This window comes from Streptomyces cinnamoneus (assembly GCF_002939475.1).
Lineage (GTDB): Bacteria > Actinomycetota > Actinomycetes > Streptomycetales > Streptomycetaceae > Streptomyces > Streptomyces cinnamoneus_A.
Genome location: NZ_PKFQ01000001.1, coordinates 2471462 through 2493276, shown reverse-complemented (window position 1 = coordinate 2493276; position 21815 = coordinate 2471462). Strand labels below are relative to the sequence as shown.

The 21815-nt window shown below is 73.9% G+C and carries 19 protein-coding genes; 13 read left to right on the top strand and 6 right to left on the bottom strand.

The window, feature by feature from the left end:
- Positions 1-31 precede the first annotated feature (31 nt).
- Complete coding sequence (gene recD2, locus CYQ11_RS10590; RefSeq protein WP_099200436.1) at positions 32-2284, top strand: SF1B family DNA helicase RecD2; 2253 nt, start codon at positions 32-34, stop codon at positions 2282-2284.
- Between the two features lie 179 nt (positions 2285-2463).
- Positions 2464-3753 carry a citrate synthase gene (locus tag CYQ11_RS10580; RefSeq protein ID WP_099200438.1) on the top strand — a complete coding sequence of 430 codons (1290 nt, stop codon included), beginning with the start codon at positions 2464-2466 and terminating at the stop codon, positions 3751-3753.
- 477 nt (positions 3754-4230) lie between these two features.
- Here CYQ11_RS10580 and CYQ11_RS10575 read toward each other — a convergent pair whose 3' ends face one another.
- The 5 genes from CYQ11_RS10575 to CYQ11_RS10555 form a co-directional block, all read right to left on the bottom strand.
- A complete protein-coding gene (locus tag CYQ11_RS10575; protein WP_099200439.1) occupies positions 4231-4443 on the bottom strand; it encodes a heavy-metal-associated domain-containing protein in 213 nt (70 codons plus the stop codon).
- A 95-nt stretch (positions 4444-4538) separates the two neighbouring features.
- Positions 4539-4736: a helix-turn-helix transcriptional regulator gene (locus CYQ11_RS10570; RefSeq protein ID WP_099200440.1), complete on the bottom strand. Its 198-nt coding sequence runs from the start codon at positions 4734-4736 to the stop codon at positions 4539-4541.
- A 256-nt stretch (positions 4737-4992) separates the two neighbouring features.
- Complete coding sequence (locus CYQ11_RS10565) at positions 4993-5994, bottom strand: Gfo/Idh/MocA family protein (RefSeq protein ID WP_099200854.1); 1002 nt, start codon at positions 5992-5994, stop codon at positions 4993-4995.
- A gap of 8 nt (positions 5995-6002) precedes the next feature.
- Entirely contained in the window at positions 6003-7034 is a 1032-nt protein-coding gene (locus CYQ11_RS10560; RefSeq protein ID WP_099200441.1) for a Gfo/Idh/MocA family protein, read from the bottom strand.
- 27 nt (positions 7035-7061) lie between these two features.
- On the bottom strand, positions 7062-7988 hold the full coding sequence (locus CYQ11_RS10555) for a sugar phosphate isomerase/epimerase family protein (protein ID WP_181143630.1): 927 nt from the start codon (positions 7986-7988) through the stop codon (positions 7062-7064).
- 236 nt (positions 7989-8224) lie between these two features.
- On the opposite strand from CYQ11_RS10555, the gene iolC reads away from it, so the two are divergent.
- The 6 genes from iolC (at position 8225) to CYQ11_RS10525 (ending at position 16747) form a co-directional block, all read left to right on the top strand.
- Entirely contained in the window at positions 8225-9220 is a 996-nt protein-coding gene (gene iolC / locus CYQ11_RS10550; RefSeq protein ID WP_099200442.1) for a 5-dehydro-2-deoxygluconokinase, read from the top strand.
- On the top strand, positions 9217-10095 hold the full coding sequence (locus CYQ11_RS10545) for a Cgl0159 family (beta/alpha)8-fold protein (protein ID WP_099200443.1): 879 nt from the start codon (positions 9217-9219) through the stop codon (positions 10093-10095). The genes iolC and CYQ11_RS10545 overlap by 4 nt, the downstream gene beginning before the upstream one ends.
- 145 nt (positions 10096-10240) lie before the next feature.
- A complete protein-coding gene (iolB, locus tag CYQ11_RS10540; protein ID WP_099200444.1) occupies positions 10241-11119 on the top strand; it encodes a 5-deoxy-glucuronate isomerase in 879 nt (292 codons plus the stop codon).
- Positions 11116-12993 (top strand): 3D-(3,5/4)-trihydroxycyclohexane-1,2-dione acylhydrolase (decyclizing), encoded by a 1878-nt coding sequence (iolD, locus tag CYQ11_RS30885; RefSeq protein WP_099200445.1) that lies wholly within the window; start codon positions 11116-11118, stop codon positions 12991-12993. The genes iolB and iolD overlap by 4 nt, the downstream gene beginning before the upstream one ends.
- Before the next feature lie 20 nt (positions 12994-13013).
- Entirely contained in the window at positions 13014-14531 is a 1518-nt protein-coding gene (locus CYQ11_RS30880; protein ID WP_099200446.1) for a CoA-acylating methylmalonate-semialdehyde dehydrogenase, read from the top strand.
- 119 nt (positions 14532-14650) lie between these two features.
- Positions 14651-16747, top strand: coding sequence for an FUSC family protein (locus tag CYQ11_RS10525; RefSeq protein WP_099200447.1), 2097 nt, complete (start codon positions 14651-14653; stop codon positions 16745-16747).
- Between the two features lie 5 nt (positions 16748-16752).
- Here CYQ11_RS10525 and CYQ11_RS10520 read toward each other — a convergent pair whose 3' ends face one another.
- Positions 16753-17427 carry a TetR/AcrR family transcriptional regulator gene (locus CYQ11_RS10520; RefSeq protein ID WP_099200448.1) on the bottom strand — a complete coding sequence of 225 codons (675 nt, stop codon included), beginning with the start codon at positions 17425-17427 and terminating at the stop codon, positions 16753-16755.
- A 119-nt stretch (positions 17428-17546) separates the two neighbouring features.
- Here CYQ11_RS10520 and CYQ11_RS10515 point away from each other — a divergent pair, with 119 nt between their 5' ends.
- From CYQ11_RS10515 to CYQ11_RS10495, 5 genes are all read left to right on the top strand, one after another.
- A complete protein-coding gene (locus tag CYQ11_RS10515; protein WP_099200449.1) occupies positions 17547-18053 on the top strand; it encodes a PH domain-containing protein in 507 nt (168 codons plus the stop codon).
- Positions 18050-19057 (top strand): PH domain-containing protein, encoded by a 1008-nt coding sequence (locus CYQ11_RS10510; protein ID WP_146104668.1) that lies wholly within the window; start codon positions 18050-18052, stop codon positions 19055-19057. Before CYQ11_RS10515 ends, CYQ11_RS10510 begins: the two co-directional genes overlap by 4 nt.
- Before the next feature lie 117 nt (positions 19058-19174).
- A complete protein-coding gene (locus tag CYQ11_RS10505; protein WP_099200450.1) occupies positions 19175-20881 on the top strand; it encodes a sigma-70 family RNA polymerase sigma factor in 1707 nt (568 codons plus the stop codon).
- Positions 20882-21027: 146 nt separating this feature from the next.
- Positions 21028-21480, top strand: coding sequence for a hypothetical protein (locus CYQ11_RS10500; protein WP_099200451.1), 453 nt, complete (start codon positions 21028-21030; stop codon positions 21478-21480).
- On the top strand, positions 21477-21785 hold the full coding sequence (locus tag CYQ11_RS10495; RefSeq protein ID WP_240003501.1) for a transcriptional regulator: 309 nt from the start codon (positions 21477-21479) through the stop codon (positions 21783-21785). Before CYQ11_RS10500 ends, CYQ11_RS10495 begins: the two co-directional genes overlap by 4 nt.
- The last annotated feature ends 30 nt before the right edge of the window (positions 21786-21815 follow it).

The window sequence follows — 21815 nt, the reverse complement described above, 5'->3', positions numbered from 1 at the left end:
CGCTGTCGGACCCCGGCGGTACCGTCAGGGCATGGTGCAACTGGCTGTGGTCGAGGGTGTCCTGGAGCGGATCACCTATGCCAACGAGGACAGCGGCTATACGGTCGCCCGCGTCGACACCGGGCGCGGCGGCGGCGACCTCCTCACGGTGGTCGGCGCGCTCCTCGGCGCGCAGCCGGGAGAGTCGCTGCGCCTGGAGGGCCGCTGGGGCTCCCACCCGCAGTACGGACGGCAGTTCACCGTCGAGAACTACACCACCCTGCTGCCCGCCACGATCCAGGGCATCCGCCGCTATCTGGGCTCCGGCCTGATCAAGGGCGTCGGCCCGCGCATCGCCGACCGCATCGTCACCCACTTCGGCACCGACACCCTGGACGTCATCGAGCAGGAGCCGGAGCGCCTCATCGAGGTCCCCGGGCTCGGCCCCAAGCGCACCAAGTCGATCGGCGCCGCCTGGGAGGAACAGAAGGCCATCAAGGAGGTCATGGTCTTCCTCCAGGGCGTCGGCGTCTCCACCTCCATCGCCGTGCGCATCTACAAGAAGTACGGCGACGCCTCCATCTCCGTCACCCGCAACGAGCCCTACCGGCTCGCCGCCGACGTCTGGGGCATCGGCTTCCTCACCGCCGACCGCATCGCCCAGTCCGTCGGCATCCCGCACGACAGCCCCGAGCGGGTCAAGGCCGGCCTCCAGTACGCCCTGTCGCAGTCCACCGACCAGGGGCACTGCTTCCTGCCCGAGGAGCGGCTGATCGCGGACGCCGTCAAGCTGCTCCAGGTCGACACCGGCCTCGTCATCGACTGCCTCGCCGAGCTGGCCGCCGAGGAGGAGGGCGTGGTCCGCGAGACCGTCCCCGGCCCGGAGGACGAGGGGCCCGTCACCGCCGTCTACCTCGTGCCCTTCCACCGGGCCGAGCTGTCCCTGGCGGGGCAGCTGACGAGACTGCTGCGCACGGACGCCGACCGGCTCGCGGGCTTCCAGGACGTCGACTGGGACAAGGCGCTGACCTGGCTCGCGGGGCGCACGGGCGCCGAGCTGGCGGCCGAGCAGCAGCAGGCCGTCAGGCTGGCCCTCACGAGCAAGGTCGCGGTGCTCACGGGCGGCCCCGGCTGCGGCAAGTCCTTCACCGTCCGGTCGGTGGTCGAGCTGGCCCGCGCGAAGAAGGCCAAGGTCGTGCTCGCCGCGCCCACCGGCCGGGCGGCCAAGCGGCTCTCGGAGCTGACGGGGGCCGACGCCTCCACCGTGCACCGGCTGCTGGAGCTCAAGCCCGGCGGTGACGCCGCCTACGACAAGGACCGGCCCCTGGATGCCGACCTGGTCGTGGTGGACGAGGCCTCGATGCTGGACCTGCTCCTGGCCAACAAGCTGGTCAAGGCCGTGCCGCCGGGCGCCCACCTCCTGCTCGTCGGGGACGTCGACCAGCTGCCCTCGGTCGGCGCGGGGGAGGTGCTGCGCGACCTCCTCGCCCCGGGCAGCCCGGTCTCGGCGGTCCGGCTCACCCGGATCTTCCGGCAGGCGCAGCAGTCCGGCGTGGTGACCAATGCACACCGCATCAACTCCGGAGTGCCGCCCATCACCCTGGGGATGACGGACTTCTTCCTCTTCGCCGAGGAGGACACCGAGGAGGCCGGCCGGCTCACCGTGGACGTGGCGGCCCGGCGCATCCCGGCGAAGTTCGGGCTCGACCCGCGCCGGGACGTCCAGGTCCTGGCCCCCATGCACCGGGGCCCGGCGGGCGCCGGCACGCTCAACGGCCTGCTCCAGCAAGCCATCACACCCGCCCGCCCCGACGTGGCCGAGCGGCGCTTCGGCGGCCGGGTCTTCCGGGTCGGCGACAAGGTCACCCAGATTCGCAACAACTACGAGAAAGGGCAGAACGGAGTTTTCAACGGCACCGTCGGGGTGGTCACCGCCCTCGACGTCGTCGAGCAGCGGCTGACCGTCCGCACGGACGAGGACGAGGAGGTCGGCTATGACTTCGACGAGCTCGACGAGCTCGCCCACGCGTACGCGGTGACCATTCACCGCTCGCAGGGCAGCGAGTATCCGGCGGTGGTGATCCCCGTCACCACGGGTGCGTGGATGATGTTGCAGCGCAATCTGCTCTATACGGCGGTAACCAGGGCAAAAAAACTCGTGGTGCTGGTCGGATCCCGGAGAGCCCTGGGGCAGGCGGTGCGCACGGTATCGGCGGGACGGCGCTGCACGGCCCTGGACCACCGCCTCGGCGGAGGATTTCCGGGCGGTGGGACGGGGGGCGGCAAAGGTGGCGTTCGTCTCTGACGGGACCGAATGGTTTACCAATCAGGGCGAACGGGGCAGGATGGCCAGGCCGAGGCGGCACTCAGTGCCGTTCTTAGGTCCTATGGCCGACCCCGAGTGCACGAGCATCGTCCAAATGGGGGAAGGTAGGGGAAGTCAGGGCACCTCGAAGAAGAGGCACAACGTCGGTGAGGGATGACGTGAGCGACAACTCTGTAGTACTGCGGTACGGGGACGGCGAATACACCTACCCGGTGGTCGACAGCACCGTCGGCGACAAGGGCTTCGACATCGGTAAGCTCCGCGCCCAGACCGGTCTGGTGACCCTCGACTCGGGCTACGGCAACACCGCCGCCTATAAGTCCGCCATCACCTACCTCGACGGTGAGCAGGGCATCCTGCGCTACCGCGGTTACCCGATCGAGCAGCTCGCCGAGCGCAGCTCGTTCCTGGAGACCGCGTTCCTGCTGATCAACGGTGAGCTGCCGACCGTCGACGAGCTGGCGACCTTCAAGGGTGAGATCACCCAGCACACGCTGCTGCACGAGGACGTCAAGCGGTTCTTCGACGGCTTCCCCCGTGACGCCCACCCCATGGCGATGCTCTCGTCCGTGGTCAGCGCGCTGTCGACCTTCTACCAGGACAGCCACAACCCGTTCGACGAGAAGCAGCGCCACCTGTCCACGATCCGGCTGCTGGCCAAGCTGCCGACGATCGCGGCCTACGCGTTCAAGAAGTCGATCGGTCACCCGATCGTCTACCCGCGCAACGACCTCGGCTACGTCGAGAACTTCCTGCGCATGACCTTCTCGGTGCCCGCCGCCGAGTTCGAGCTGGACCCGGTCGTGGTCAGCGCCCTGGACAAGCTGCTGATCCTGCACGCCGACCACGAGCAGAACTGCTCGACCTCGACCGTGCGCCTGGTGGGCTCCTCGCAGGCCAACCTCTTCGCGTCGATCTCCGCCGGTATCAACGCCCTGTGGGGGCCCCTCCACGGTGGCGCCAACCAGGCCGTGCTGGAGATGCTGGAGTCCATCCAGGCCTCCGGCGGCGACGTCGACGCCTTCATCCGCAAGGTGAAGAACAAGGAGGACGGCGTCCGCCTGATGGGCTTCGGCCACCGGGTCTACAAGAGCTTCGACCCCCGGGCGAAGATCATCAAGGCCGCGGCGCACGACGTCCTCTCGGCCCTCGGCAAGTCCGACGAGCTGCTCGACATCGCGCTCAAGCTCGAAGAGCACGCGCTCAGCGACGACTACTTCGTCTCGCGCAACCTCTACCCGAACGTGGACTTCTACACCGGTCTCATCTACCGGGCCATGGGCTTCCCGTCCGAGATGTTCACCGTGCTCTTCGCGCTCGGCCGGCTCCCCGGCTGGATCGCCCAGTGGCACGAGATGATCAAGGAGCCGGGCTCCCGCATCGGTCGTCCGCGCCAGATCTACACGGGCGTCGTCGAGCGTGACTTCGTCCCGGTGGAGCAGCGCTGACCCGGATCCCGGACCGCTGCCGCCGAACGGCGTGAAGGCGCCCCGCACCGAGCAGGTGCGGGGCGCCTTCGTGTGTCCGCGCCCCTCGCGTCCGGCCCCACGCCCTCCCGGGCGGCCTCCGCCGGCGGGTGCGCGTGAGCGCGGCATGTGAAAAGCGCCCCGGCTCCGATCCCCCCACGGGTCGGAGCGAGGCGCTTTTCGTCCCGGCGCGGATTCCCCCCACGGGATCCGGCCGGGAGCCGGTGGACGCGATCTGCCGGGACGCGTACGTACGGGAGGGCCGCTCAAAGCTCCCCGGGTACGTGCCCCGGCCACGCGTGGCCGGTACCGTCCCCCAAGACGACCCAGCACTGACTGGTTAGACCAACGTCCCCCCACGATGGTTACCTCCCAATGCCTGTGATCTAGGTCTCCTGCCATAAGTGGACGTAAAAGGGCAAGGGCCTACTTGTGGGGATTCCGTGAAGGCCTCCGGGGTTAGGCGCGCCCGGTCAGTTCGTAACCGGCCTCGTCGACGGCGGCGCGGACGGCCTCGTCGTCCAGCGGGGCCGCGGCGGTCACGGTGACCAGCCCGGTGGCCGCGACGGCCTGCACCGAGGTCACCCCGGCGAGCGCCGAGAGTTCGCTGTTCACCGCGGACTCGCAGTGCCCGCAGGTCATGCCGGTCACCTTGTAGACGGTCGTGGTCATGGGCGTACTCCTTGGAGGACTCGACTCGTTCACGCCGGGATCCGGCGTGAATGGCGACAGCGTACCCCCTGGGGGTATCCCCAGGGGGTGGGGCCTCAGCCTCTGGAGCGTCTGTTGCCCGGACGCTGGGCCACCCAGGTCCGGATGGTGTCCGCGAACCAGTACGGTTTGCCTCCCTCGGTGAGGTCGGGGGCCGGCAGCATCCCGTGCTTGCGGTACGAGCGGACGGTGTCGGTCTGCACACCGATGTGCGCCGCGATCTCCCGGTAGGACCAGAGTCGACGGTCGGTCATCTCTCGCGCCTCTCCGCCGCGCCGCGACCACGGAGGGGGATCCGTTGGGGAAGTCGCGGCGCCGCCGTTCTCGTTCGCCAGCCTGTTCCCGGAGAACGACACAGAGTGACCAAGCGGGGTTCGCTGTCGGAATCCTGTGACGGAAGGCTTGCGTCCCCGTGACGCCCGTGACGAGAAGGTGACGCGGTGACAGGAGGTGTCACGAGCCCCCCGGCGAGGCCCCCCGGCGAGGCCCTCCGGCGGGGCCGCCCCCGCCTCAGCCGACCTCCGCCAGCCGCACCGGCCGGCCCTCCCGCCGTGAGACCTCGCAGGCCTCGGCGATGTGCAGCGCCCGCAGCCCCTCGGCCCCGGGACAGGGATTGCCGGCCTCGCCCCGCGCCGCCCGGACGAACGCCGCCAGCTCCGCGCGGTAGGCGTCCTCGAACCGCTCCAGGAAGCCGCTCCAGGGCCGCACCGGCGCCCCCGGCCCCGCCGGGTCGGCCGAGGTCGCGGGCGTGCGGCCGGTCAGCCCCACGACCCACTGGTCCCGTTCGCCCGACAGTTCCGTCCGCACGTCGTACCCGGCGCCGTTGTACCGCGTGGCGGTCGCCGTGACGAGCGTGCCGTCGTCGAGGGTGAGCAGGGCGGCGGCGGTGTCCACGTCGCCGGCCTCGCGGAAGAAGGCGGCGCCCGCGTCCGTGCCCCGGGCGTACACCTCCACCACCTCACGCCCCGTCATCCAGCGCACCGCGTCGAAGTCGTGGACCATGCAGTCGCGGATCAGCCCGCCCGACTGCGGGAGGAAGGCGGCGGGCGGCGGCGCGGCGTCCGAGGTGACGCACCGGATGGTGTGCACCCGGCCCAGCGCCCCGGACCGCAGGGCCGCTCGGGCCGCCCGGTACCCGGCGTCGAAGCGCCGCTGGAAACCGATCTGGAGCAGGGTGCCCGCCGCCTCGACCTCGCGCAGGGCCCGCACCGTCCCCGCCAGGTCCAGCGCGACGGGCTTCTCGCAGAACGCCGGCAGCCCGGCGCGGGCCGCACGGGTGACCAGGGCGGCGTGGGCCGCGGTCGCCGTGGCGATGACCACGGCGTCCACGCCCGCCGCGTGGAAGACCTCGCTCACCGAGCCGGCCGCCCGGGCGCCGGTCGCGGCGGCCAGGTCCGTCGCCCGGGCCGGGTCGGCGTCCGCGATCACCAGCTCGCCGACCCCGTCCGTGCGCGTCAGGGTCGCGGCGTGGAACGCCCCGATGCGTCCCGCCCCGAGCAGCCCGACCCGCAGACCGCCGCTCACCGCCCCTCCGGGGCGTAGAGGGCGGGCCGCTCGGCGAGCGTGACGGGCGTGCGCGCGCCGGTGGCCTGGGCCCGCACGCCCGCCTCGCACGCGGCGGCGGCCGCGTAGCCGTCCCAGGCGCTCGGGCCGGTGACCTCGCCGCGCCGGGTGGCGTCCACCCATGCCTGCACCTGGCGGTCGTAGGCGTCGCGGAAGCGTTCGACGAAGTCCGCGGCGATCGGTCCGCCCCACCGGCCGCCGGCGTCGACGCACAGCCCGTGCGCGTCTCCGACGCGGGCCGTGCCGCGCTCGCCGACGGCCTCGCAGCGCACCTGGTAGCCGAAGCCGCAGTTGACGAAGATCTCGACGTCGACGACCGCGCCCCCCGAGGTCTCCAGGAGCACGAGCTGGGGATCGCTCAGCCCCTCGGGCGCCGCGGAGGAGGGGGCGGGCCGCAGGACGGTGACCGCGGTGACCTCCTGCTCCAGCAGCCAGCGGGTGACGTCGATCTCGTGCACCACCGAGTCGTTGATCATCATCTGCCCGGTGAAGCCGGGCGGCGTCGAGGCGTTGCGGTGGACGCAGTGCAGCATCAGCGTCCGCCCCAGGTCGCCGCGCGCCAGCAGCGACTTCAGCTGGGCGTACTCCTCGTCGTAGCGCCGCATGAACCCCACCTGCACCCGCCGGTGCCCCAGCCGGGTCTCCGCCTCCAGCACGCGCAGCGCCGACGCGGCGTCCGGGGTGAGCGGCTTCTCGCAGAGCACCGGCAGGTCGTGGGCGAACGCCTCCAGCAGGGCCGCCTCGTGGGCCGGGCCGGGGGAGGCGATGAGCACGGCGTCGACGCCGTCGGCGGCCATGGCGGCCGCCGGGTCCGTCCAGGAGGTGCAGCCGTCGATGCGGGCGGCCACCGCCGCGGCCCGGTCGGCGTCGATGTCCACGACGGCGGCGACCCGGGCGCCACTGACGACCTCGTCGATGCGCCGGGCGTGGTCCGAGCCCATTCTGCCGGTGCCGATCACGGCCACGCCGAGGGTTCTGTCTCGCGTCATTGCTCGTTCCTCGGGGGAGGGGACTGGTCAGGCGCCGCAGGAGCGCAGGAAGGCGCGGGTGCGGCGGGCGATGGGGAGGGGCTTGTCCGGCGGGCAGGGGTACATGTCCTGCTCCACGATGGCGAAGAGGTCCACGCCGAGCCCCTGCGCCGCGGCCAGGACGGGTTCCAGCGCCGGCACCCCGCCGGGCGGTTCGCACATCACGCCCTGCCGCACGGCGGGCCCGAAGGGGGTGCCGCGCCGGGTGACGTCCGCGAGGACGTCCGGGTCGACCTGCTTGAGGTGGAGGTAGCCGACGCGCTCGCCGTACGTCTCGATGAGCTTGACGCTGTCGCCGCCGCAGTAGGCGTAGTGCCCGGTGTCCAGGCAGAGGTGGACGAGGTCCGGGTCGGTGGCGTCCAGGAAGCGCTCGACGTGCGCCTCGGTGTCGATGTGGGTGTCGGCGTGCGGGTGGACCGCGAGGGCGAGCCCGTAGGCGTCCAGGACCTCGCGGGCCAGCCGCTCCATGCCGCGGGCGAGCAGGCGCCACTGGTCGGGGGTCAGTTCCGGGTCCTCCAGCAGTTCGGCGGTCTTGTCGTCGCGCCAGAAGGAGGGGATGACGACGAGGTGACCGGCGCCCATGGCCCGGGTCAGCTCCGCCACCCGTGCCACCTGCTCCCAGGTCTCCTCCCAGACGGCGGGCCCGCGGTGCAGGGCGGTGAAGACGGTGCCGGCCGAGACCTTCAGCCCGCGCCGGTCCGTCTCCTCCCGCAGGACGCGGGGGTCGGTGGGCAGGTAGCCGTACGGGCCCAGCTCGATCCACGCGTAGCCCGCCTCGGCGACCTCGTCGAGGAAGCGCCGCCACGGGACCTGCGCCGGGTCCTCGGCGAACCAGACGCCCCAGGAGTCCGGCGCCGAGCCGACCCGGATGCGGTCCAGGGCGGGCGGCAGAGGGGGGCGGGCGGCGGCATCCATGCGGCGGCTCCTCTCGACGGTCGTCGTCGACCGGCCAAGGGCTGGGTTGCCCGTAGCTTCACGGCTGGCCGAAAGGGTGTCAAGGGTTCGTCCGGACATATGGACGTAACGTCAAGAGTCGCCGGGGGACGTCCTTATGTAAGGACAAATGCTTGACACGGTGGCGGCCCCCCGGCTAGACCTGCTTCAGCGGCTCCCGGGAGACGGGAGCCGGAGCGGGAGGGGAGAGGGAGAGCATGACCGGGCCTTACGACCTCATCGCCATGGGCCGGCTCGGGGTGGACCTCTATCCGCTCCAGACCGGCGTGTCCCTGGCACAGGTGGAGACCTTCGGGAAGTTCCTCGGCGGATCCGCGGCCAACGTCGCGGTCGCCGCCGCCCGGCTCGGCCGGCGCACCGCGCTGATCAGCCGCACCGGCGACGACCCCTTCGGCCGCTACCTCCACGACGCGCTGCGCGACTTCGGCGTGGACGACCGCTGGGTGACGCCCGTGGCCGCGTACCCCACGCCCGTCACCTTCTGCGAGATCCACCCGCCGGACGACTTCCCCCTCTACTTCTACCGCCGCCCCAAGGCCCCCGACCTGGAGATCCACCCCCACGAACTCGACCTGGACGCCGTCCGGGCCGCCCGGATCCTCTGGACGACCGGCACGGGCCTGAGCGAGGAGCCCAGCCGCACGGCGACGCTCGAAGCGCTCGCGTCCCGGGCCGGGAGCGGGACCACCGTCGTCGACCTCGACTGGCGGCCGGTGTTCTGGGGCGGCGAGGGCGGCGCGTCCGGAGCCGGCGGCCGCAGCGGCCCCGCCGCCGTCGCCGCCGCCCGCCCCCACTACGCGGCCGCCCTCGCCCACGCCACCGTGGCGGTGGGCAACGCCGACGAGTGCGAGGTCGCCACGGGCGAGCGCGAACCCCACGCCGCCGCGCGGGCCCTGCTGGCCGCCGGCGTCGAACTGGCCGTCGTCAAACAGGGCCCCGAGGGCGTCCTCGCCGTCCACCGCGACGGCACCACCGTCTCCGTACCGCCGGTGGAGGTGGACGTCGTCAACGGGCTCGGCGCGGGCGACGCCTTCGGCGGCGCGCTCTGCCACGGGCTGCTCGCCGGCTGGGACCTGGAACGCACCGTGCGGTACGCGGGCGCCGCCGGGGCCCTCGTGGCCTCCCGGCTCGCCTGCTCCTCGGCCATGCCGACGCGCGACGAGGTCGAGCGACTGCTGGAGGGCTCCCCGTGACCATCCGGATCCCCGACCTGGTGAACGTGCGCACCCACCACCCCGAGGCCGTCGCCGAGGCCGCGGCCCGGCGCCGCCGCCGCCCCCTGATCGGCGACAGCGGCCGGCTCATGATCGTCGCCGCCGACCACACGGCGCGGGGCGCGCTCGGCGTCGGCGACCGCCGCCTGGCCATGGCCAACCGGGCCGACCTGCTGGAGCGCCTGTGCCTGGCCCTCTCCCGGCCCGGCGTCGACGGCGTGCTCGCCACCGCCGACATCCTCGACGACCTGCTGCTCCTCGGTGCGCTGGAGAACAAGGTCGTCATGGGCTCCATGAACCGCGGCGGTCTCTTCGGCGCCTCCTTCGAGATGGACGACCGCTTCACCGGGCCCCGCGCGCGGGACCTCGCCCGACGCGGCTTCGACGCCGGCAAACTGCTGCTGCGCATCGACTACGACGACCCCGGCTCGCTCACCACGATGGAGTCCGCCGCCCGCGCCGTCGACGACATGGCAGCCCACCGCCTCCCGGTCTTCGTCGAGCCGTTCATGTCCCGCCGCGTCGGCGGCAGGGTCCTCAACGACCTCGGAGCCGAGGCCGTCACCACGTCCCTCACCATCGCCTCGGGCCTCGGCTCGGCGTCGGCCTACACCTGGCTCAAGGTGCCCGTCACGGACGACGCCGGGGACATGGAGCGGGTGATGGGGGCGACGACCCTGCCCGCCGTCCTGCTCGGCGGCGACGTCGGGGACGACCAGGACGCGGCGTACGAACGGTGGCGGCTCGCCCTGCGCCTGCCGACGGTGCGGGGGCTGGTGGTGGGCCGGGCGCTGCTCTACCCGGCCGACGGGGACGTGGCGGCCGCCGTCGACACGGCGGTGGGGCTGCTGTGAGGCCCGGCACCGGCCGCCCCCGGCCCGGGGCGCCCGTTCCGGAAAGGGACGGGACGGGGAAGGACGACCCGCCGCGACGGCGCGCGACCCCCGCCGCCCGGACCGGCGGGGCCGGACCCGACCGCAGCGAACGAAGGGCACTTGCATGACGTCCCCCCGCCGCCACCTGCCCGCCGGCACCGCCGGCGCCGGCCCCTACGACCTGGCCGTCGACCCGGCCTCCGCCGGCTGGACCCACTCCTCCCTCCGCGTGCTCACCCTCCCGCCCGGCGGCACCCACACCTTCGCCACCGGCGACAGCGAGTGGATCGTGCTCCCGCTGTCCGGCGGCTGCGCGGTCGACACCGAGGGCCGGCACTTCGTACTCCAGGGCCGGACGGACGTCTTCACCGCCGTCACCGACTTCGCCTACGCCCCGCGCGACGCGCACGTCACCCTCACCTCCCGGGCCGGCGGCCGCTTCGCGCTCACCGGCGCCCGGTGCGCGCGCCGCCTGGCGGCCCGCTACGGGCCCGCCTCCGCCGTCCCCGTCGAACTGCGCGGCACCGGCGTCTGCTCGCGCCAGGTCAACAACTTCGCCGCCGCCGGCGTCTTCGACTGCGACAAGCTCATCGCGGTCGAAGTCCTCACCCCCGGCGGCAACTGGTCGTCTTACCCGCCGCACAAGCACGACGAGCACCGTCCCGGCGAGGAGTCCGAGCTGGAGGAGGTCTACTACTTCGAGGTCGCGGGCGGCCCGGCCGGCTCCGGATACCAGCGGGTGTCCCCCTCGCGGCCCGGCGGCACCGACGTGCTCGCCGAAGTCCGCACCGGCGACGCCGTGCTGATCCCCGACGGCTGGCACGGCCCCTCCATGGCCGCGCCCGGGCACACCCTGTACTACCTCAACGTCATGGCCGGACCCGGCGCCGAGCGCGAGTGGCTCATCCGCGACCACCCCGACCACGCCTGGATCCGCGGCACCTGGCCCGGCCAGCCTGTCGACCCGCGCCTGCCGCTCTACCTCCCGGGAGGGGACCGATGACCCGCCGACTCACCGTCGCCCAGGCCCTGGTGGAGTTCCTCGCCCACCAGTACACCGAGCGCGACGGCCGCCGACGGCGGCTGGTCGCCGCCTGCTGGGGCATCTTCGGCCACGGCAACGTGGCCGGCGTCGGGCAGGCCCTGCTGGAGACGGGCGACGCGCTGCCCTACCTCCAGGGCCGCAACGAACAGGCCATGGTGCACGCCGCCGTGGGTTACGCCCGCCAGTGCGACCGGCTCTCCGCGCACGCGGTCACCACCTCCATCGGGCCCGGCGCCACCAACCTCGTCACCGGCGCCGCCCTCGCCACGGTCAACCGGCTGCCCGTGCTCCTCCTCCCCGGCGACACCTTCGCCACCCGGCCCGCCGACCCCGTCCTGCAACAGCTCGAACACCCCGGTGCCGGAGACGTCTCGGTCAACGACTGCCTGCGCCCCGTCTCCCGCTACTTCGACCGCGTCGTCCGCCCCGAGGCGCTGATCCCGGCCGCCCTCCAGGCGGCGCGGGTGCTCGCCGACCCCGTCGAGACCGGGGCCGTCACCCTCGCCCTGCCCCAGGACGTCCAGGCCGAGGCGTACGACTGGCCCGAGGACTTCTTCACCGACCGCGTCTGGCACGTGCGCCGCCCCGCCCCCGACCCCGCCGAACTGGCCGCAGCCGTCAGCGCGGTGCGCGCCGCCCGCCGCCCGCTGCTGATCGCCGGCGGGGGCGTCCACCACAGCGAGGCCGAGGACGCCCTGCGCGCCCTCGCCGACGCCACCGGCATCCCGGTGGCCTCCACCCAGGCGGGCAAGGGCTCGCTGCGCCACGACCACCCGGCCGACGTGGGCGGCGTCGGCCACACGGGCACCGCCGTGGCCGACGCGCTGGCCCGGGGCGCCGACCTCGTCATCGGCGCCGGCACCCGCTACAGCGACTTCACCACCGCGTCCTCGACCCTCTTCGCCGCGCCCGACGTGCGGTTCGTCAACCTCAACATCTCCTCCTACGACGCCCACAAGCTCGCCGGCCTGCCGCTGGTCGCCGACGCCCGCGCCGGGCTGGAGGCGCTGACGGAGGGGCTGAAGGGCCACCGGGTCGCGGAGGACTACGTCAGGGCGTACACCGCCGGGAAGGCCGAATGGGAGGCGGCGGTCGACTACGCCTACTCCTGGCGCGCCGACGGCGACGGCCGGCGGCCCACCCAGGCGCAGGTCGTCGGCGCGCTCGACGCCGTCGTCGGCGACGAGGACGTGGTGATCAACGCGGCGGGCTCGCTCCCCGGCGACCTGCACAAGCTCTGGCGGGCCCGCTCCCGCCGCCAGTACCACCTCGAATACGGCTACTCCTGCATGGGCTACGAGATCCCGGCGGCCATCGGGGTGCGCCTGGCCGCCCCGGACCGGCCGGTGTGGGCGCTCGTCGGCGACGGCACGTACCTGATGATGCCGACCGAACTGGTCACCGCCGTACAGGAGGGCATCGCCATCAAGGTGATCCTGGTCCAGAACCACGGCTACGCCTCGATCGGCGGGCTCTCGCGGGCCGTGGGGGGCGAGGGGTTCGGCACCGCGTACCGCTTCCGGGCGCCCGACGGCACGTACACCGGCGACCCGCTGCCCGTGGACCTGGCCGCCAACGCCGCGTCCCTGGGCATGTCCGTGCTCCGCGCCCGCACGGTCCTCGAACTGCGCGACGCCCTCGCCGAGGCCCGCGCCTCGGACCGGCCCACCTGCGTCCACGTCGAGACCGAGACCGCCGACCCCGTGCCCGGGACACCCCCGGCGCAGGCGTGGTGGGATGTGCCCGTGGCCGAGACCGCGACCCGCCCGGCGGCCGTCGCCGCCCGGGAGGAGTACGAGCGCGACGCCGCCGCCCGCCGCCGTTACCTGTGAGCGTGAGAGAGAGGCCAGGCATGAAGACCGTCCACCACTGGATCGACGGCAAGGCCGTCGAAGGGACCTCCGGCCGGTTCGGCGAGGTCACCGACCCGGCCACCGGGGCCGCGACGACGCGGGTCGCGTTCGCGTCCGCCGAGGAGGTCGACGCGGCCGTCGCGGCCGCCAGGGCCGCGTTCGCCACCTGGGGGTCCTCGTCGCTGGCGGCCCGCACCGCGGTGCTCTTCCGCTACCGCGCCCTGCTCGACGCCCACCGCGACGAGCTGGCCCGGCTGATCACGGCGGAACACGGCAAGGTCCACGCCGACGCGCTCGGCGAGGTCGCCCGCGGCCTGGAGATCGTCGAGCTGGCCTGCGGGATCACCACGCAGCTCAAGGGCGAGCTGTCCACGGAGGTCTCCAGCCGCGTGGACGTGGCCGCGATCCGCCAGCCGCTGGGCGTCGTCGTGGGCATCACGCCCTTCAACTTCCCGGCCATGGTGCCGATGTGGATGTTCCCGCTGGCCGTCGCCTGCGGCAACACCTTCGTCCTCAAGCCCAGCGAGAAGGACCCCTCACCCGCGGTCCGCCTGGCGGAGCTCGCCGCCGAGGCCGGGCTGCCGCAGGGCGTCCTCAACGTGGTCAACGGCGACAGGACCGCCGTCGACCGGCTGCTGGAGCACCCGGACGTCGCCGCGGTCTCCTTCGTCGGCTCCACCCCCGTCGCCCGTCACATCCACACCACCGCCTCGGCCCACGGCAAGCGCGTCCAGGCCCTCGGCGGCGCCAAGAACCACATGCTGGTCCTGCCCGACGCCGACCTCGACGCGGCCGCGGACGCCGCCGTCTCGGCGGCCTACGGCTCGGCCGGCGAACGCTGCATGGCGATCTCCGCGGTCGTCGCGGTGGGCGACACCGGCGACGAGCTGGTGGCGAGGATCCGCGAGCGCGCCGAGAGGGTCAGGATCGGCCCGGGCGACGACCCCGCCTCGGAGATGGGCCCCCTCATCACCCGCGCCCACCGCGACAAGGTCGCCTCCTACGTCCGCGGCGCCGCGGCCCAGGGCGCCGAGGTCGTCCTGGACGGCACCGGCTTCACCGTCGCCGGCTACGAGAACGGGCACTGGATCGGCCTGTCCCTGCTGGACAAGGTGCCGCCCGGCGCCGACGCCTACCGCGACGAGATCTTCGGCCCGGTGCTGTGCGTGCTGCGCGCCGCGACCTACGAGGAGGGCGTGGCCCTCATCAACGCCTCGCCGTGGGGCAACGGCAGCGCCGTCTTCACCCGCGACGGCGGCGCGGCCCGCCGCTTCCAACTGGAGGTCCAGACGGGGATGGTGGGCGTGAACGTGCCCATCCCCGTGCCCGTCGGCTATCACTCCTTCGGCGGCTGGAAGGACTCGCTCTTCGGCGACCACCACATCTACGGCAGGGACGGCGTGCGCTTCTACACGCGCGGCAAGGTCGTCACGACCCGCTGGCCCGAAGCACCGGTGAGCGCCACCGGCGCGGCGCCGGACGGCGGTGTGGACCTGGGGTTCCCCAGCCACCGGTGACCCCGCCCCCGCCGGGGGCACAGCGCCACGGCGCGGCGCGCGGGCCCGGGGCCCCGCCCCGGCCCCGCGCCCACCCCCCTTGACCCGGTTAAGGGTGATCCGCACCGTAAGCTCACCCCATGGGCTGGGCGACCGCGCTGAAGAAGACCGCCCGCGCCGGGCTGACCGTCGAGCGGACCAGGCTCGAACCGCTGGTGGCGGTCCGCGGCGCGTGCGGGGTCGCGGTCGTCATCGGCCTCCTCCTGGCCCACGGCTCCCCGACGCTCGCCGTCTCGTCCGCCTTCGGCGCCTTCGCCTCCGGCCTGGCGACGTTCCAGCGCAGCTGGCGCCCGCGCCCGATGCTCGCGCTCGGCGTCGCGGCCAGCCTCGGCTTCAGCACGTTCGTCGGCTATCTCGCCGCAGCCGACCACGCCCTCTTCGTCGCGCTGCTGGCGGTGTGGACCCTGCTGGCGGGCATGGCGTGGGCCCTGGGCCCGGTGTCCGGCTTCGTCGCCAACCAGACGATCGCGGTCATGCTCGTCACGGTCACCCTGCCGACGTCCGTCGGCGGCGCGGCCGAACACGCCGCGCTCATCGTCTTCGGCGGCCTCGTGCAGGCCGCGCTCATCATCGCCTTCCCCATCCGTCCCTGGGGCCGCCAGCGCGACGCGCTCGCCGACGCGCTGGCCGCCGAGGCCGACTACGCGCGCCGCCTCCGGCACGACCCCGTGGCCCGCTTCGACCCCCAGCCCCTGATGGAGGCCCGCAGCGCCGCCGAGCTGACCCCGCGCCAGGCCCGCAACCGCCCACGCCAGCTGGGCGGCCCGCGCGGCGTCGCCGAGCGCATCCGGCCCGTGCTCGCCTCGCTCGCCGACCCGGTCCTGGGCGCACCCGCCGAGGGCCCCGAGCGCGACCACGTCCGCGACCTGCTGGCCGCCGCGGCGACCGTGCTGGACGCGGTGGCGCGGGCGATCCGCCGGGGCGAGCCGGTGCGGCTGCCCCCGGAGACCGTGGCCGCCCTCGAAGTGCCCGAGACGGGGTCGGTGCTCACCGGTCCCGCGCGCCGGTCCGCGATGCGGCTGATCGCGCTGCTCGCCGACGCGGTGGAGGCCAGCGACGAGCCCGTACAGGCCACGCGCCCCACGACGCCGGCCGAGCGCCGGCACCTGCTGCGGCCCACCGTGACCGGGCTCGTGCCCGTGGCCTGGCGGGCCCTGCGGCGCGAGGCGCGCTCGTCCTCGGCGGTCGCACGGCACGCGGTGCGCGTGACGGCGGTCTCCTGCGCCGGCTACGTCCTGGGCACCGCGCTGCCCCTGGGACACGGCTACTGGGCCCCCATGACCTCGGTGATGGTGATGCGGCCGGACTTCGCCCAGACCTACCAGCGGGGCGTCGCCCGCTTCGCCGGCACCTTCGTCGGCCTGTGGGTCGCGGCGGGGATCAGCGCGCTCTTCCACCCCGGCGTGTACGTGTGCGCGGCGCTGGCCGTCGTCAGCATCGGCATGCTCTACCTGCTGTTTCGCACGGGCTACATCGTGGCGTCCGCGTGCATCGGCGCCTACGTCGTCTTCCTGCTGGGCATCGCGGGCGAGGGCTGGTCGCAGACCGTCCAGGCGCGGCTGGCCCTCACCCTGCTGGGCGGGCTGCTGGCGATGGCCGCGTACGCGGTCTGGCCCACCTGGGAGACGCCCAGGCTGCGCGACCGGCTCGCCGACTGGCTCCAGGCCAACGGCGGGTACGCGCTGGCCGTCGTCGAGGTCTACGCCCGCCCGGCCGAGCGCAAGCCGCGCCGGGTGCGCGAGGCCCTGCTCGACGGGCGGGCCGCGCGCATGGAGTGGGAGGAGGCCGCGGCCCGCGCCCAGAAGGAACCGGTGCGGCACCGGGGGCTGTCCCGCAGCTCGGAGCGGGCGGGGGAGTCGGCGCTGGCGACGATGGGGCGCGTGACCATGCTGATGGAGGCTCATCTCCCGGACAAGACGGCCCGGCCGAACCCGGACGCCGAGGAGTTCGGGCGCGCCCTGCGGGCCGCGCTGCCGGACGCCGTGGCGGCGGTGCGGGAACGGCGGGCGCTGGACTGGTCCGGGCCGCGGGCGGTGCTGGAGGTGTGGCGGGAGCGGGAGGGCGACGAGGGCGTGGCGGTGCGGGGCGCGGACCTGCTGGTGGACGCGCTCGACGAGCTCGCCGAGGCCCTCTCGCCCGGCCCGCGCGGACGCAACCGGGCGGCGCGGCGGCGGTGAGGGGGCTAGGGGCTGTCCGCCCCGGTGCCGGAGCGTGGCGTGTCGGACCGCGGGGTGTCCGGGTGCGGCGTGTCTGACGGCGGGGTGCTGAACAACCGGTCCAGGTGGGCGTCCAGCAGCGCCGTCGCCTCGGCGGGGGGCAGCACCTCCAGCAGGACGTACGTGGTCAGGCCGTCGACGAGGCACAGCAGCGCCATGGCCTCGGCGGCCGGGTCGCGGTCGGCGGCGACCTCGCCGCGGTCGACCGCCTGCCCGATCCAGCCGGCGAGCAGCGTCCGCAGCATCGGGGTGCCCTCCTGGGCGCGGCGGCGCAGGCGTTCGTCGTGGACGGCCCGCGCGACGTAGGCGACCTCGACCAGCTGGCCGCTGCGGCGCCGGTCGTCCAGCGGCAGGATCTCCGTCATCGTCTCGCGCAGGAGCGTGCGGGGGGCCGGCACGCCGGGCAGCGCCTCCAGGCGCGCGCGGATGCGCCGGGTGGCGAGTTCGCCGATGTGGTCCAGGGCGAAGAGCAGCATCTCGTCCTTGCTGCGGAAGTAGTGCTGCAACTGGCCGAGGGAGATGCCGGCCTCCGCCGCCACGTCGCGCAGGCTCGCGCCGTCCAGGCCGCGGTCGCAGGCGATGCGCCAGAGGGCTTCGGCGATGCGGTGGCGGCGTTCGTCGCGGTCGACGCGCTTGGGCACGGGGACGCCTTTCGCTGGGGGCCGCCGGAGCCGGCTCCGGCTTTACAGGTCAATTGTATTGCTATAGCTTAACGCCCGTTCGATTTCGCAATACGATCGACTTGGAAAAGGGGGGTGTCATGGCGTGGACCCTGCGGCCGCCGGCCCACCGGGTCGGCCCCCCGGCCCGGCGCTGGTGGACGGCCCAGGCCCTGCTCGTGGTGACCGGCCCCGCGGTGCTCGCGGCCACCGTGCTGCTCGTCCTCTCCCTCCTCTTCTTCCCCGGCGCCCTCCCCTGGCTCGCCCCCCTGGTGGTCGTGGGGCTGGTGGTGCCCGCGCTCGGCTATGCGCTGGCCATGCCGGCCCTGCGGTACCGGGCGCACGCCTGGGAGGTGGGGGAGTCGGCGCTCTACGCGTCGAGCGGCTGGTACCGGCTCCGGCGCCGCGTCCTGCCGCTGGCCAGGGTGGAGTCCGTCGCCCTGCGGCGCGGGCCGCTGCAGCGGCGCTTCGGGCTCGCCACCGTGGCCGTCACCACGGCGTCGTCGGCGGCCGACGTGCGGATCACGGGGGTGTCCGGCACGGAGGCCCGTCGGCTGGCGGACCGTCTGCGGGCCGCGGCCGGACTGCCGGCGGGGGAGGCGGCGTGAGGGTCCTGGCCACGGCCGACCGGCGGTGGACGCGGTACGCGCCGCTCACGTTCTGGGTCTGGGGAGGTGTCCTGATGGTCGCCGGCACGGTGTGGAGGATCGTCAGGGCGACGGGGACGGAACCCTGGCGGACGGGCGTCGTCCGGCACCTCTGGGCGGGCCTGGGAGGTGACGCCCTGTGGGTCTCCGTCCCGCTGGCTCTGGCGGCCGTGACGGGACTGGGCGTCGCGGGGGCGGTGGCGTTCTACGCCGGGCACTGGTGGGGGTACCGGCTGGAGCGCGGGCAGGACGGCGGCCTCGTCGTCCGGCGCGGCCCGAGGGGGAGGAACGCCGTCGCCATCGAGGAGGCGCGGCTGTACGGGGTGGCGCTGCGGGAGCCGTTGCTGCTGCGCGCCGGCGGAGGGGCGTCCGTACGGGCCGTGGCGGGGGGCCTCGGCGACCGCGACCAGAACCGCCGGCGCAGCGTCGTGCTGCCCCCGGCCCCCAGGGGCGAGGCGGTGCGCGTGTGCGCGGAGGTGCTGGGCGGGGCCGTGGACGCGCAGGGCCTGCGTCCGCATCCGCGGGCGGCCCTGCGGCGGCGGGTGGTGTGGGCGCTGGGGTGGGGGGTGCTGCCGGTGACGCTGGCGCTCGGGGTCCTGGGGTGGCTGCTGGCGCTGCCGGTGCTGGGGTACTGCGCGGTGGGGTGGACGCTGCTCGCGGCGCCGGTGGCGTACGGGCTCGCGCGCGACGCGTACCGGGCGCTGGGGCACGCCCTGCGGGGGCGTCACCTCGTCCTGCGGTCCGGGACGTTCGGACGGGAGACGGTGAGCCTCGACCGGAGCGCCGTCCTTGCATGGACTTTTACCGACACGCCCCTTTCGCGGCGGGCGGGTGTGGTGACCGTCACGGCAGCGGTTCCGGGAGGGGAGGGCGGCTACCGCATCCGTGACATCTCCGCTGCCGAGGCGGTGGGTTTCGTGGAGTCGGCGGCTCCGGGAAGCCTGCGGGAGTTCCTGACGCCGTGACGGGTTGAGAGGTCCGCCACATATTCGCGCCCAAGTTTTTGTTATCAACGGACCGGCCCTGGGTCTCCTAGGTGTCGGAACGAACGCCAACGTGGCGGTGCGGAGAGAGGTACGGGCGTGAAGAGTGTGAACGTGGCCGTGATCGAAGCGGCGCGAGCCGGGGACGCGGCGGCACAGGACGAGCTCGTGGCCACCCACCTGCCGCTGGTCTACAACATCGTCGGCCGTGCGCTGAACGGCCACGCGGACGTCGACGACGTCGTCCAGGACACCATGCTCCGCGTGATCAACGGCCTCGACGGCCTGCGGGACCCGGCCAGTTTCCGCTCCTGGCTCGTGGCGATCACCATGAACCAGATACGCAGCCACTGCCGGGAGGACCGCCCCGAGGCTCCCGTCAGTGGCTTGCAGGAGGTGGTCGGCGAAGTCGCCGACCCCAAGGCCGACTTCGTCGACCTCACGATCGTCCGGCTCGGCCTGGAGGGCCAGCGCAAGGAGGCTGCCGAGGCCACGCGCTGGCTCGACGACGGCGAGCAGGAGGTCCTGTCGCTGTGGTGGCTGGAGGCCGCCGGCGAGCTGAAGCGCGCGGAGGTGGCCGCGGCGCTCGAACTGTCGCCGCAGCACACGGCCGTACGCGTCCAGCGCACCAAGGCCCAGCTGGACATCGCCCGGGGCGTGGTCCAGGCGCTCGCCGCGCAGCCCCGCTGCCCGCAGCTCGGCGAGGTGGTGGCCCACTGGGACGGTGTCCCCTCGGCGCTGTGGCGCAAGCGAATAGCCCGCCACGTGCGCTCCTGCGGCCGTTGCACCGGAGCGCTGTCCGCGCTGGTCCCGGCCGAGGGGCTGCTGGTCGGCCTCGGTCTGGTGCCCGTCGTGGGGGCGCTGGCCGGCTGGTGGGGCGGCGGCTCGGACCTGGGGGCGGCGCCGGTGGGCTACGCCTCGCACGCCCCGGCCTCCTCCGCCGCGCACTCCTCCGCCGCGTACGCGTCGCCGTCCGCCTCGCCGTCGGCGTCCGCGGCCGGGCGGCCGCGCAGCCACCGGGCCGGCGCCCGGCACCACCGCGGAGGCGGCGGCCGGTCCCGGGCCACCCGGCGGGCCGTGGTGGGCGCGGGCGTGCTGGCCCTCGTGGCCGGCGGCGTGCTGGGCGGGATGCGGTTCTTCGAGGACGAGCCCGGCACCACCGTCAAGACCCAGGCCGCCGACTCCTCCAGCGACCTCAAGCAGCTGGCGGCCCAGGAGCCCTCCCCGCTGCTGCCCACGCCCTCGCAGTCCGCCACGCCGAGCGCCTCCGCCTCGGCGTCCCCCTCGCCGAGCGCCTCCTCGCCCACGCCCGAGCAGTCCTCCAAGGCCCCCGAGGCCAAGCCGTCCACCGCCGCGCCCGAGCGCACGGCCCCCTCCCGCGCCGAGAAGAGCAAGGCCCCGGCCCCGGGCGGCAAGGGCGGCGGCGGCTCCATGGGCCAGCAGGTCGTCTCCCTGGTCAACGCCGAGCGCGCGAAGGTGGGCTGCTCGCCGGTCACCTCCAACAGCCTGCTGGACGCCGCGGCCCAGGGCCACTCCGACGACATGGCGGCCCGCGGCTTCTTCGACCACACCAACCCCGACGGCAAGGGCCCCGGGGACCGCATCACGGCCGCCGGCTACCAGTGGAGCACGTACGGCGAGAACATCGCCTACGGGCAGCAGGACGCGGCGGCGGTCATGGACTCCTGGATGCACAGCGACGGGCACCGCAAGAACATCCTCAACTGTTCCTTCAAGGAGATCGGCATCGGCATCAACAAGGCCCCGGGCGGCCCGCGCTGGACCCAGGTCTTCGGGGCGCGCTGAGGGGCCGCCGGGCGGGCCCGGACGATCTGACAACCGCATACGACCTGGGAAAAACCAAGTTTTCCACAGCGGAAACTCTCCAGTTGCCATGACGGAAACTCCATGCTTCACTTTCCGTCATGGCAACAGACGAGTGTGCACGTGACATGACCCCTGAGCCGGACAGGCCGTCCATGCCCTCCCGGGAGAGCGCCGCGCTGTCCCTGGCGCTGGCCACCGAGGCCCAGGGCGCGGTCGGGTCCCTGGCCCCCGGCCGCTGGTACGGGACGAGCCTCTCCGCAGCCCTGGCCGGCGTCTATTTCTCCCAGCTGCTGCCCGACCCGCTGGACCTGGTCGGCCTCGCCCTGATGTACGTGCTGATGCTGACCGTCATCGTGGTCCAGCTGAGCTCCAGCGGCGTCAGGCACCGCATGCACCCCTCCATGAAGCGGGGAGCGATCCTCTGCGGGGTCCTCGGCTTGGTGACGTTCCTCGGCGCGATGGTCCTGGAAGACTGGGCGGGCATGCCGTGGATATGGGTGCCGGCGGGTCTGCTGGTGGCGGGGGGCGTCCACGTCCTCGACCACAAGGCGCGCCAGAAGGGCATACCCACACCGTGACCACCCCCGAAGACGGCTTCAACGACACGATCCACGCCCCGAACCGGCTGAGGATCTGTGCCGCGCTGGACGCCGTCGAGGAAATCGAGTTCGCGACGATCCGCGAGACTCTGGGGGTGAGCCCGTCCGTCCTGAGCAAGCACGTCACGGTCCTGTCCGACGCGGGCTATGTGGAACAGCGCCGCGGCGTGCGCGACACGCGCCAGCGCGTATGGCTGAAGCTGACCAAGACCGGCCGAGCCGCCTACCACGCCCACCTCGCCGCCCTGCGGGCGATCGTCAACGCGGACCTGGGCGAGGGCTGAGGGCAAGCCGGCGGGGGCCCGGCCGCCCCG